This is a genomic window from Paraburkholderia guartelaensis (assembly GCF_004353905.1).
GTDB lineage: Bacteria > Pseudomonadota > Gammaproteobacteria > Burkholderiales > Burkholderiaceae > Paraburkholderia > Paraburkholderia guartelaensis.
Map to the genome: position 1 here is coordinate 44477 of NZ_SMOD01000022.1, position 12596 is coordinate 57072.

Consider the following 12596-nt stretch of genomic DNA (forward strand, 5'->3'; position numbering starts at 1 on the left):
AGTGTGGCCCCCACGATTTAGCGCATTGCGCACAGGAACAGCCGGTGGTACCCGGCTGCGGCGCACGCCAGCGGGTTCTCTTCTCCGCTCGCTGGACCGGGCGCCGGGTTGATACGGGCTTTCGCGTTGGGCGGAAGCCCGTTTTTTTTCGCCATGTGAGATGTAAGCTTCGAGACGCCTTCGAGGGGCTTTCGAAATGCCTCGAAAAAACGAGCGTTCGGTCGTGCGCAGCGGAACCGAACTACAATGCATGCCGTCCGATGCAATGCCGCATTGCTGCCCTGTTTGCCCCGAACATGTCCCGTTTTTTGAAAGCCGTCCCTCGTTTACCCGTCCCGCTTCGCAGCGCCGCCCTCGCCGTCACCACGGTGACGCTGGCTGTTGCGCTCGGCGCGTGCTCCTCGCCCAAGCCCAAGTTCCAGGAAGATCAGCTGCTGAGCACGGCGCCCAGCCAGTTCTCGCGCAGCTTCAACTACGCGAGCACTGACGCCTGCGAGTCGTCGCGCCGCGCGCTGCTGAGCCAGGGCTACATGACGACGATGACACGCAACGACACCGTCGACGCCACGAAGAACTTCCAGCCGACGATGGATCAGCACATCGTCGTGGAGGTGCACGTCGTCTGCACGCCTGGCGACGCGAGCAATACGAGCATGGTGTACGTGAACGCCGTGCAGAACGGCTACGCGCTCAAGAAGAGCGATACGTCGGCGAGCGTGGGGCTCTCGATTCTGGGGTCGGTTTCGCTGCCGATTCGCTCGAACAGCGACGAAATGGTGAAGATTTCGAGCGAAACGATCCAGTCTGGCCCGTTTTATTCGCGTTTCTTCGATCTGGTGGGGCGGTATTTGAACGCATCGGCACGCAGCGAGCCGGTGCCTGGCGGCGGCGCGATCAAGATTTCGCCGTTGCCGCCGCCGATCGAGCCGGTCACGGCCAGCGCCGCGCCTGCCGCGACCACGGTGGGGTCGGCCGCGCCGGCTGCCGCCGCTGCGGCTGCGGCGACGGGTGCGGCGGTGTTGCATAGCAGCACGCTGCCGGCCGCGCCGGTTGTGGCAGCGCCACCGGCTGCGCCCGCACCCGCGTCTGCACCTGCCACGGCGGTGCCCGCTCCAGCCGCTTCTGCGCCGGGCGCATCCGCACCGGTCGACCACGGCGCTGCGGCTGCAGCGGCGATCATGGGCGTGCCGGCCCCGGTTGCGGAAAATCCGCAGATTACGGGGCTCGCGGCGAGTGTGACCACTCACAACGCAGCAACGCCCGCGGCGGCGTCTGCGGCCGTGGCAACGGCACAAACGCTCGCGTCGACCTCGACGACCTCTGGCACCCAGAGCGTGGCAGCCGCTACGGCAACGCCGTCAGCTGCCGCGGACACGCCGGCGGTAGCGCCGGCGACATCGACTACCTCGCCTTAAGCGCCGCGGCGCGCCAAACCGGCGTCACGCCAACCGGCTCGCGCACAGCCGCGCGAGCCATCAGCCGTCTGCGCGCTCAGCGCAAGCCGGCCATCATCGCGCCCATTCCCACGAGCAGGCTGCCCATCAGGCGATTCACGGCGCGCATGCGCCTTGGCCGCTGCAACACGTGGCGCAGCCGGTGCGAAAACAGCGCCATCGAAGCCACGCCGCCCGCAAACAGCAGCGCGAACGTCGCCGCCAGCAGCAAATACTGACGGTTGGCGCTCCAGGGCCCATCGGCGCTCATGAACTGCGGGAAAAACGACGGGAAGAACAGCAAGGTCTTCGGGTTGAGCCCGGAGGTCGCGAATCCGCGCCAGAACAAATCGCGATGACTCGCACCATCGGTTTCGGCGGGCGCATCCGTGCCCGCCAATGAGCGGCTGCGCCACTGCTTGCAGCCGAGCCAGACAAGATAGGCCGCGCCCAGCCAGCGCAACATCGTAAGTGAATGCTCACTAATGAGCAGCAGCGAATTGAGGCACAGCGCCGTCAGCGCGAGCTGGAGCAGCACCGCGAGCGTGCCGCCCCAGACGCAGGGCAGCGCGCGGCGCCAGCCGGCGTGGAGCGCCTGGCTCATCGTGAGCACGTTGACGGGACCGGGCGTGTAGACAAGGACGAGCGCGGCGGCGAGAAAAGATAGATACAGCTGGATCGACATTGCAGGGCGTGCTGGTGAAGACGGGGTGACGAACGGCGCTCGGGGTCGCGGGCGTATTAAAAACGGGTACCGAAACGGGCAACAAAAAACCGCGCGAAAGCGCGGTTTTCAAATGCCATCTGCCTGACCGGACATTGCTGACTGCGTGGTGAACGCGCGCAACGCCCGGTAGCCGCCGCAGTGTGCAACGGAAACCGGCCCTGACGGACCGCCGCGGCTTGTGGCTGCGGCGGCGCGCCCCACAGCGGGGAGGTGGCCGCGTGGGTCGTGCCAGGCAAGAAGGCATGTGGAAAATATACCGGGGAATAGCGTGTATGGGCTTCCGGTTTTCAGGCAGAATTGGCCAATATACGGAATCTTCTTCCGTCAAAATTACTTCGACCTGTACAAGATTCTTTTTCGCCATGAGCCCTCGTGAACGCCCGCCCAAAGCGCTCGACAATCAGGACCGCAAGATCCTCAGCGCCCTGCAGAAGAACGCCCGGCTTTCGAACGCCGAACTCGCCGAGCAGGTGGGCATGTCCACCACCGCGTGCTGGAATCGCACGCGCCAACTCGAAGCCGATGGTTATATCGACGGCTATGTCGCGCTCGTGAACCAGCAAAAGCTGGGCTACGCCGACATCGTGATTCTGGAAGTGACGCTCGACCGCCACGAAGACGACGCGCTCGCGCGCTTCGGCGCCGAACTCGCGGCGCTGCCCGAAGTGCTGGAGGCCTATCTCGTCTCCGGCGAGTACGACTACTGGATCAAGGTGGCGGTGGACGGCACCGCCGGCTACGAGCGCTTCCTGCGCGAGAAGCTCTATCGCATCTCGAGCATTCGCCACAGCCGGTCGATGTTCGCCTTGCGCTGCATGAAGGATGTGCCGTCCATGCAGGTGTGAAGCGCGTTTGCCTCGGCAATCACGCGAAGGGCGTGAGCTTCAGCGCTGCACGATCAACGTCACGCGCCGGTTGAGGGCTCGGCTCGCAGGGTCGTTGCCTGCCACGAGCGGGAAGTTGTCGGCGCGGCCAATCGCAGCGAGCCGGTGAGGCTCGATGCCGCGCTCGACCAGATAGCGCACCACCGCGCCGGCGCGCGCCGAAGAGAGTTCCCAGTTCGACGCGAACTTCGCATTCGAGATCGGCGAGCTGTCCGTGTGCCCTTCCACGAGGATGTTGCCCGCCGGCGCCGCGCGCAGCACCTCGGCGATACGGCCCAGCACGCCGAGCGATTCGGGCAGCAGCGTGGCATCGCCCGCGTTGAACAGGATCTTCGCATTGATGCCGATCTCCACGCCGCGCGCCGCCGGCACGATCGTGATCTCGCCGCGCTGGCGCAGCGTTTCGAGCGCGGCGAGCAATGCCTGATCGACAGCGGGCATTTTCACGGCCGCAGCCGCCGTGCTCGTAGATTGCGCTGCCGATCGTATTTCGGATTCCTTATGCTTCGCCAGCTGCATCGCGTAGAGCGCGAGGAACAGCACCATCAGCGTCGTGATCAGGTCCGCGTAGGAAATGAGCCAGCGGCCGGAACTCGATTCGCCGCCCTCGTCCTCGTCGTGATCGAATTGAGCCGTGAGCGGCAAGTCTTTATCGGAAAGCATGGGCGGTCAGCTCGCGCTCGTCGTGTCCAGCGCCCATACGTTCGCTTCGCCCTGCAAACCGCCGCTCTTGCCGCCCACCTCGCCAGCAAGACGCGTGGCGATCGTGTGGGGCGACTCCTTGCGCGAAATGGCGAGCAGGCCGTCGAGATAGAGCTTGCGCAGGCGCAGTTCGCTTTCGATATGCGCGCGCATCTTGCCGTACAGCGGCAGAAAAACCAGGTTCGCGAAAGCAAGGCCGTAAAGCGTGGCGATAAAGGCCACGGCAATGCCGGGCCCGAGTTCCGCAGGCTCGATCAGATGCCCCGTAACCTGAATGAGGCCGAGCACCGAGCCGAGAATGCCGAACGTGGGCGCATAGCCGCCCGCCTGCTGCCACACACGCGCCGCCGCCATGTGCTTGCGCCCGGAGGCTTCGAGTTCGCGATGGAGCGCATCTTCGAGCACGGCGGTTGAAACGCCGCTCGCAAGCAGTTCGAGCCCGCGCCGCGCGAACGGATGAATGCCTTGCAAATCCATCGACTCGAATGCGAGCAGACCGTTGAGCTTGGCCTGGTCACCCCACTCCAGCACCGCGGCGAGGCTCGCTTCATCGACGCGCGGCGCTTTCACGAAGGCCATGCGCAAATGCTTGATGGCGTCGAAGAAGCGCGCCCACGTGTTCTGGATCATCACGGCGCCGAGCGTGCCGCCCAGCACGATGGCGAGCGCCTCGGGCTGGAGCAGCGTGACGAAATGGCCGCCTTCGAGCGAGAAGCCCGCGACCACAGCGAGCGCGCCGATGGCGATACCGATCAGGGTAAGCAGATCCATGCGTGTCTCCCAACTCAGCGATCTGCCTGGCGTCCGCCAGGCGACTTGAGTGCACGCACCGCTTCAAGCAGGCGCTGTTCGATGTCCTCGACTTCCACGGGATCGATTTTGATGTCGCGGCGCATGACCCACGACACTTCGTTCTTGCGTGCGTCCGCCATCACCGAGAGCAGGCGCTCGGTTACGGCCTGATCCTCGATCGAAGCGAGCAGTTTCGCGAGATCGTAGGTATCGAGCGCGCTCACGGCTTCGAACAGCGTGCGTTGATCGACGAACAACAGATCATCGAGCGCTTTGAGTTCACCCGAGCCGCGGTTCGTGCGCTTCGAGAAATACGCCACGCCCTTTTGCTCGACGAAGTTGAGCACCTTCGACTTGCGGAACGCGAAGACCTCGTCGGCAATTTCTGCGTGCGAGAGCTTGTTGAGAATGACCTTGCGCTCCACGCCGATCAGCGCTTCGAGATCGCCCAGTTCGATCAGTTCGAGTTCGCTGTTGATCGACACATCGAGATCGCTGTCTGCGACCTGCGTCGCGCGCTCCACGATGCGCACGGGGTCGAACGTCACCACCTGGCGGCCCAACGCGCCTTCTGCCGCTGCCGCATTGTTGGCAAGATGCGTGGCCTGCCCGCTTTGCATCGCGACGAGATTGAGCTTTTCCATGCGCCGGAGCATGGCCATCACGTGCGGACGCGAATGGCCCGCAACTGCACGGCATTTCTGCACGACGTCGGCGAGCGGCACGCTCACTTCGGCGCCACTCGCGCCGTGTCGCGACCATGTGTCGCCGCCTTCGGCGCGATCGCTCGCGCCCGCGATCAGCGCAAGCACGTGCGCGTACGAAAGCACGCCCGGCATGAAGTCGGCATGGGTGTAGGTGGCGAGCAGATCGTCCTTCGCCTTGACGCGCCGCGTAAGCGTGCGCACCACGTGGCGCAGCATCGGCGTGACGCGTTCGAGTTCCTCTTCGATCAGGCTCGCCGACACGACGGTCAGCTGGCAAAAGCTCAGCGCCTTCGCCGTATTCGGGCGCGGTTCCGCGCCGAGCAGCGCAGTCTCGCCGAAAAATTCACCGCGTCCCAGCGTGGCCATCACGACTTTCTTGTCGTCGCAACGTGTGGAGATTTCGACCTTGCCGTCGGCGATCACGAAGATCAACCGTTCGCCTGCAAAGCCTTCCGAATAAATGATCTCGCCCGGCGCCGCCGTACGCGACCATGTTTGACTGCTGCGATTCAAGTTCTTTCCCCGGAAAACGATTCCATCGCCCGCATTTGTCTGACTATCTATGCGTGTGCGAAGTGAGTGCTACGTGCCGCGTTTACGGCGTTTCCCAAGGCGTTCTTGAATCAGCTTGCATAGATGGCACGCATGGAAAGCGAGCCGAAAGCCGTTGGCGCAAACCTGTGCGCCGATGTGTCGTGCGCGCAATGCAAACGCAAACGATTGCTTGCGCGAGAAGTGCCGCAAATGGGTTGTGAATTGCGTGACGTAAATGAATGCGGCCAGTTCGCACTGGCCGCATGTGTCACGCTATCAATCTCTTTCAGTCTTTCAAGCCGCAAGTTTTCCCGTCACGCCGTTGTTCGCCGATGCGCTCACGCCTGCGCGCGCGAAGCGAAGCGCTTGCATCAGCGTTTCGTGCTCGCCGATGTGGTTCGCTAGCAGCAGGATCAGCTGCGCGTTGGCCGATTGACTCTGCGCCTCGTCGAGATCGCGATGCATGTCGATCAGCGCTTCGTAAAAGTCGTCCGGTCTTGCCAGATTCGGTTGGGTGTTCAGCATGGTTGTCTCCTCGTTCCTCTATGCCGTGCCTTCCACGCACAGCGCGCGCTTGAGCGCGCTCTCCACGCGCGCTGCGTCGGCGCGCCGCCAGCGTGCGCTCACGTGCTGGTCCGGACGAATCAGATAGAACGCGCCGTCCTGCGCACCGTAGCGCTGCGCCGCCAGCCCTTGCACGTCGCGCAACACCACCGTCGATGCCGGCAGACCCGCGGGCACAGCCGCATCGCCTTCGAGCATCACCACGAACTTGAGCGGCACCACAGAACGCGAAAGCGCCTGCAGCGTGTCGAGCGTCGCGGTATCGAACGGCGAGCCAGCACGGCTGAAAACGAGGCCAGCGAACTGGTCGCCCAGATGCGCAAGCAGCCAGCTCTCGTCACCCGCTGCGTTTTGCACCGGCGCGTCAGCACACGAAGCGCCCGGCTCCATCTGGCCGTTGAACGTCTCTTCGTCGGGCGTATTCAAGGTCGATTCGCGCAGTACCGCCGGCACGGAAAGCCGGCCGCTGTTCACCAGTTGACGCGCAAATGCATGCTCGCGAGCGAGCGTGAGCACGGCGTCGCGGAACACGCGGCTCACCGCGCTCTTGGGCGTGATGAAGTCGGTCGAGCGCGTGGAGTTGCGGATGTTTTCGTCGGCTGCGTATTCACGTTCGCTCGCGTAGGTGTCGAGCAGCGCGTCGGGCGCGTGGTTCTCCAGCACCATCGCGAGCTTCCATGCAAGATTCTCGCCGTCCTGAAAGCCGCTATTCGCACCGCGCGCGCCGAACGGCGAAACCAGATGCGCCGAGTCGCCCGCGAACAGCACGTTGCCCTGGCGGAAGCTGTCCATGCGCAGACACGAGAACGTGTAGATGCTCACCCACTCCAGCTCGAACTTCACGTCGGGCCCGAGCAGCGCGCGCACACGCGGAATCACGCGCTCGGGCGTTTTTTCGAGTACCGGGTCGGCGTCCCAGCCGAGCTGGAAGTCGATGCGCCAGACGTTGTCGGGCTGGCGATGCAGCAGCACCGACTGGTTCGGATGGAACGGCGGATCGAACCAGAACCAGCGTTCGGTAGGGAAGTCGGCTTCCATCTTCACGTCGGCGATGAGGAAGCGATCCTTGAACGTGCGGCCGTGGCTGTCGAGGCCGAGCAGCTTGCGCAGCGGGCTGCGCGAGCCGTCGGCGGCCACGACGTAGCGCGCGAGCAGCGTGTACGGGCCGTCGGGCGTTTCGATTTCGAGCGCGACGTGCGCATCGGCGGCGCCCGGCGTGCCGTGCTGCGCGACGCCCGTCACCTTGTTTTTCCAGCGGATTTCGAGGTTGGGCAATGCCTGCGCACATTCGAGCAGATAGCCTTCTACGTAGTACTGCTGCAGATTCACGAAAGCCGGCCGATGATGGCCGCTTTCGGGCAGCAGGTTGAACGTGTAGACGAGTTCGTCCTTGCGGAACACCTTGCCCACGTTCCAGCTCACGCCCTTTTCGACCATGCGGTCGCCGCAGCCTAGGCGGTCGAAGATATCGAGCGAACGCTTGGAAAAGCAGATGGCGCGCGAGCCCGTGGAAAGCGTGCAGTCGTCGTCCACGAGCACCACCGGCACACCTTGCCGCGCGAGGTCGATGGCCGTCGCGAGGCCCACTGGCCCCGCGCCGACCACCACGACCGGACGCACGCACGCGGCGGCGTCCGGAGTTTGTTCGCTGCATCGCGCGTAGTCGAAGGTCAGCGTTTGATAGTCGATCATTCTTGTCTCCACCGTGTCATCTCGTGCCCGTCTCGCAGTTGGCACTCACCTGGCACTTAACTCGCGCTTAACTGGTGCTTCAATCCTGCAGCGCGTCCCACATCTCCTTGTCGCGCTGCGCCGTCCAGATGCGCGGATGCGTAATGCCGCTCGCCTCGTCATAAGCGCGCGTCACGTCGAACGGCAGGCAGTGCTCGTAGATGAACACGTGGCCGAATTTCGGGTCCATCGCTTCGCGCGTGAGCGACATCGCGCCCTTCAGGTCGAGCTTCTGCTCCACGGCGGCGCGGCCTTGCGCGAGCAGCGTGGTCACGAAGTCCTTCGTGTAGTCGAGACCCTTGTTGACTTCCGCCGGGTTCAGCAATGCGGGGCCACGGCCCGGCACGAGCTTTTCGGCGCCAAGCGAGCGCAGCGCTTCGAGCGTGGCAGGCCACTCGGCAAGCTGTGCGTCGCCGCAATAGCACGCAGCGTCGTATTCGACGAGGTCGCCCGAGAACAGCACCTTCTGCTGCGGCAGCCACACCACCGTGTCGCCCTTCGTGTGACCCGAGCCGAGGTGCGCGATCTTCACTTCGAGCTTGCCGAGGAACAGCGTGATTTCCTTCTCGAACACGAGCGTGGGCCACGTGAGGCCCGGCACCGTTTCGACGCCCGCGAACAGGCGCGGGAAGCGCTCGATTTCCGACTTCATGTCGGCTTCGCCGCGCTCGACGATCATTTCATACGTGCCGCGGCTCGCGATGATCTGCTGCGCGCCTTCCTTGAAGTACGCCGAAGCGCCCAGCACGCGCACCGCGTGATAGTGCGAGAGCACGACGTATTTGATGGGCTTGTCGGTGACGGTGCGGATCTTCGCGATGAGGTCCTGCGCCATGGCGGGCGTGGCCGTGGTGTCGACGATCAGCACGCCGTCGTCGCCGATGATGACGCCCGAGTTGGGGTCGCCTTCCGTGGTGTACGCGTATGCGTTTTCCGAGAGCTGCGTGAACGTGACCTTCTTTTCTTCGAGGTCGGCCTGGGATGCGAACGCCTTTGCCATGTTGAGTCTCCGTATCGAGGGGCTCTTGAAGCCGGGGCGGGGCGAAGCGCGCACGGGCCAGGCGCGTTGGGCGCCAGCCCTGGTTGTCTCGCCCCGTTTGAAATTGAAATGGACCGCAGTTGTGCAGGGGTGAGGCCATCATGGTCTTCCCGTTTTTATTTGTCAATAGCGAATTACATCGCTATACGTTAATTTCTGACCGAAGCACGCTGCAGTCCGTACAGCGGCCGCCGTTCAGTTAACATGGACCCTTTTTCAGCCAGAGAAAAGCGCAATGAGACGTCGCAATGAAAGCGCCGCGTCCGCGCCGGAAAGCAGCGCGGCGGCGGCCCGCACGCAACGCGGCATCCAGAGCGTGGAAGTAGGCGGACGCCTGCTGCGCGCCCTCGCCGACGCGCGTGCGCCGCTTGGCGCCACCGATCTCGCGGCGAGCGGAGACATTCCGTCGAGCCAGGCGCACGCCTATCTCGTGAGCCTCACGCGCCTCGGGCTCATCAAGCGCGACGCGCTTTCGGGGCGCTACGAACCCGGCCCGCTCGCGCTGCGCCTCGGCCTGCTGCATCTCGCGCAGCAACCCGCGCTGCGCGAAGCCGTGCCGCGCGCCGCCGCGCTGGCGCAGGCGCTCAATTGCAGCGTCGCGCTATGCATCGCAGGGCCGCAGGGGCCGACGATCGTGCGCTACGAGCACGCGAGCCTGCCGCTGCACGTGAACCTGCATGTCGGCACGGTGATGTCGCTGCGGGCCACGGCAACGGGCCGCGTGTTCTGTGCGTTCCTCGCGCCCGAGGCGCTCGAAGCCGCATGGGCCACGCAAACCGCGCAGCCGGTGTGGCGCGGCACCAGCCATGTGGCCAGCGCCGCGGGTGCGCCCCAGGAAAGCACGCCCGATGCCGCCTTCCTTGCCTCGCTCGACGCCATCCGTGCGCGCGGCTATGAACTCGCCATCGACGCGCCCAGCCCCGGCGTCAGCAGCGTGTGCGTGCCCGTGCTCGGCCCTGGACGCGAACCGAGCCTCACGCTCACCGCCATCGGCGCGAGCGGAGTGATCGACGTGCGCGACAACGGCGCGGTCGTGCGCGCGCTGCGCGACGCTGCTGCCGAAATCACCGCCGCCGCATTTTCATCGACACCGACATGCCCCGAGTAAGCTCCAGGCCTCCGCGCGAAGACGCAACGCAAGCCGCCAGCGAAGACGCCGCAAACGGCAATGCAGCCGAAGCCGCCGACAAGCCGCAACGCGGCATCCAGTCGCTCGATGTAACGGGCGAGCTGCTCGCCGCGCTCGTCGCGGCGGGCACGCCCTTGCCGCTGCGCGACCTCGCCGCCGCCGCGGGGATGGCGCCCGCCAAGGCCTTCCCGCACCTCGTGAGCCTGCAGAAGATCGGCCTGCTCGCGCGCGACGCAGCGGGCCGCTACGAAGCGGGACCGCTCAGTCTCGAACTTGGCCTGATCGGCCTTGCGCGTCTTTCGCCGGTTCGCGAAGCCGATGCCGAGCTAGTGGGCCTCGCCGCCGCCACCGCGATGAGCGTCGCGCTCGCGGTGCCGGGGCCGCTCGGCCCGACCGTCGTGCGCCTCGAAGAGTCGGCGCTGCCGCTGCACGTGAGCCTGCGCCCCGGCACGGTGATGTCGCTCGTGAACACGTCGATCGGACGCGTGTTCGCCGCGTGGGTCGACGACGATGTGCGCGCGGCGCTCCTCGCTCAGGACGAACTGCGGCTCGCGGGCGCGAAGCCGCGCGAAGGCGCCACGCCCGCCTACCTCGCGCGGCTCGCCGCCATTCGCACCGAAGGCGTCGACACGGCGCTCGACAAACCCATTCCCGGCATCAGTACCGTGACCGCGCCCGTGTTCGACCACACCGGCAGCGTCTGCCTCGTGCTCGCGGTGATGGGGCCTTCCGGCAGCCTCGACATCGCGCGCGAAGGCACGGCGGCGCAACTGCTGATCGCCGCCGCGGAACGCCTCTCGCGGCGCTTCGGTTACATGGAAGGCGCGGCGGCCGCGCCGCTATAATCGCCTCCCTCGCGTGATACAAGAACGGCTCGCCCACCCAATGAGAACCTGCATATGAGCGCGGCATCCACCGGACAAGCGTTGCGCCAGATCGCCGACCTGCCCTGCCCGCGCGGCCTGCCGCTCGTCGGCAATCTGCTGCAGCTTTCGCCGCCGCGCCTGCATTTGATCCTCGAGCAATGGGCCGCCGAACTCGGCGCACCGTACCGCTTCCAGGTGGGCGGCATCCCCATCACGATCTGGACCGATACCGAACTGATCCAGCAGATCATGCGCGAGCGCCCGCATCGCTTCCGCCGCTATCAGCCGATCGAAGCGGTGTTCGAGGAGATGGGCTTCAACGGCCTTTTCTCGGCGGAAGGCGTAGCGTGGGAACCGCAGCGCAAGCTCGTGATGCAGGCGCTCTCGATACCCAACATCAAGGCGTTCTACCCCACGCTGGCCGATATCACGCAGCGCCTTCACAACCGTTGGCAACGCGCGGCCGAGCGCAGCGAAACTGTCGAGATGACCGACGACCTCAAGCGCTACACGGTAGACGTGACGAGCGCGCTCGCGTTCGGCGAAGATCCGCGCACGCTGGAGCGCGATCACGGCGTGATTCAGGAGCATCTCGAGCGCATCTTGCCGGGCGTGATGAGGCGCACCAACGCACTCTTTCCGTACTGGCGATATGTCAAACTGCCGGCGGACCGCAAGCTCGAACGATCGCTCGAGGAAGTGCACCGCTACGTCAACGCGATGATGGCGCGCGCCCGCGAGCGCATGCGCGACGAGCCGTCGGAAACGCCGCGCAATCTGCTCGAAGCGATGCTCGCGCAGCAGCAGGCGCCGGGCGGTGAGGCGACCATCAGCGACGCGCAGATCCGCGCAAACGTGCTCACGCTCCTCATCGCGGGCGAAGACACGACCGCCGATTCCATCGCGTGGACGCTGCCCTACCTCGCCGCGGATACGGCCTTGCAGCAGCATCTCGGCGACGAAGCTTCACGCGTGCTCGGCAATTCGTCGGTATGCCCCGACTACGCCACGTTGAAAGACCTCGATATTTTCGAGGCGATCTGCATCGAAGCCACACGTCTTCGTCCGGTGGCGTCCGTGCATTCGTTCGAGCCGCTGGAAGATGTGGTGGTGGACAACATCGCGTTGCCCAAGGGCACGCGCATGTTCTTCGTCGCGCGTCCCGCCATGCTCGACGCGAAGCATTTCGCCGATCCGCAGCGTTACGATCCGTGGCGCTGGATGAAGCGCGGCGAACGCGAAGCCGATGATGGAAAAGCCCATGACGTACGCGCTTATCTGCAGTTCGGCGCCGGGCCGCGCGTGTGTCCTGGCCGCCATCTCGCGACCGTGGAAATGCGCCTCGCACTTTCGATGCTGATGAAGTCGTTCACGATCGAACTGGCGATCGATCCCGCGAAGATTCAGGAAGTGCAGGCGTTTACGATGGTGCCGGATACGATGCCGGTGAAGCTCAAGCCGCGCGAAGGCGCCGCGTTCGCCTAAGCG

Annotated in this window: 12 protein-coding genes; 5 read left to right on the forward strand and 7 right to left on the reverse strand. The window is 65.1% G+C overall.

The window, feature by feature from the left end:
* The first annotated feature begins 308 nt into the window (after positions 1–308).
* Positions 309–1415, forward strand: coding sequence for a DUF2242 domain-containing protein (locus E1N52_RS25990; RefSeq protein WP_246089222.1), 1107 nt, complete (start codon positions 309–311; stop codon positions 1413–1415).
* Between the two features lie 76 nt (positions 1416–1491).
* On the opposite strand, the gene E1N52_RS25995 is transcribed toward E1N52_RS25990, so the two are convergent.
* Complete coding sequence (locus E1N52_RS25995; protein WP_133185687.1) at positions 1492–2118, reverse strand: LysE family translocator; 627 nt, start codon at positions 2116–2118, stop codon at positions 1492–1494.
* A gap of 404 nt (positions 2119–2522) precedes the next feature.
* On the opposite strand from E1N52_RS25995, the gene E1N52_RS26000 reads away from it, so the two are divergent.
* Positions 2523–3005, forward strand: a complete 483-nt coding sequence (locus E1N52_RS26000; protein ID WP_028202732.1) for an Lrp/AsnC family transcriptional regulator — start codon at positions 2523–2525, stop codon at positions 3003–3005.
* Between the two features lie 39 nt (positions 3006–3044).
* On the opposite strand, the gene E1N52_RS26005 is transcribed toward E1N52_RS26000, so the two are convergent.
* From E1N52_RS26005 to E1N52_RS26030, 6 genes are all read right to left on the reverse strand, one after another.
* Positions 3045–3707, reverse strand: coding sequence for an OmpA/MotB family protein (locus E1N52_RS26005; RefSeq protein ID WP_133185688.1), 663 nt, complete (start codon positions 3705–3707; stop codon positions 3045–3047).
* Between the two features lie 6 nt (positions 3708–3713).
* On the reverse strand, positions 3714–4517 hold the full coding sequence (locus E1N52_RS26010) for a flagellar motor protein (protein WP_133185689.1): 804 nt from the start codon (positions 4515–4517) through the stop codon (positions 3714–3716).
* A gap of 14 nt (positions 4518–4531) precedes the next feature.
* A complete protein-coding gene (locus E1N52_RS26015; RefSeq protein WP_133185690.1) occupies positions 4532–5758 on the reverse strand; it encodes a Crp/Fnr family transcriptional regulator in 1227 nt (408 codons plus the stop codon).
* A 315-nt stretch (positions 5759–6073) separates the two neighbouring features.
* The gene (locus E1N52_RS26020; protein ID WP_133185691.1) at positions 6074–6304 is read right to left on the reverse strand and encodes a DUF2783 domain-containing protein; all 231 of its coding nucleotides are present in this window, start codon (positions 6302–6304) and stop codon (positions 6074–6076) included.
* An 18-nt stretch (positions 6305–6322) separates the two neighbouring features.
* Complete coding sequence (locus E1N52_RS26025; RefSeq protein WP_133185692.1) at positions 6323–8035, reverse strand: FAD-dependent oxidoreductase; 1713 nt, start codon at positions 8033–8035, stop codon at positions 6323–6325.
* Between the two features lie 79 nt (positions 8036–8114).
* A complete protein-coding gene (locus E1N52_RS26030; protein WP_133185693.1) occupies positions 8115–9074 on the reverse strand; it encodes an MBL fold metallo-hydrolase in 960 nt (319 codons plus the stop codon).
* Positions 9075–9348: 274 nt separating this feature from the next.
* On the opposite strand from E1N52_RS26030, the gene E1N52_RS26035 reads away from it, so the two are divergent.
* From E1N52_RS26035 to E1N52_RS26045, 3 genes are read left to right on the forward strand one after another with little or no spacing between them, the layout of a single operon-like run.
* Entirely contained in the window at positions 9349–10221 is an 873-nt protein-coding gene (locus E1N52_RS26035; protein WP_133185694.1) for an IclR family transcriptional regulator, read from the forward strand.
* Positions 10209–11087 (forward strand): IclR family transcriptional regulator, encoded by an 879-nt coding sequence (locus E1N52_RS26040; protein WP_133185695.1) that lies wholly within the window; start codon positions 10209–10211, stop codon positions 11085–11087. Before E1N52_RS26035 ends, E1N52_RS26040 begins: the two co-directional genes overlap by 13 nt.
* A gap of 54 nt (positions 11088–11141) precedes the next feature.
* Positions 11142–12593, forward strand: coding sequence for a cytochrome P450 (locus E1N52_RS26045; protein ID WP_133185696.1), 1452 nt, complete (start codon positions 11142–11144; stop codon positions 12591–12593).
* Positions 12594–12596: the final 3 nt, after the last annotated feature.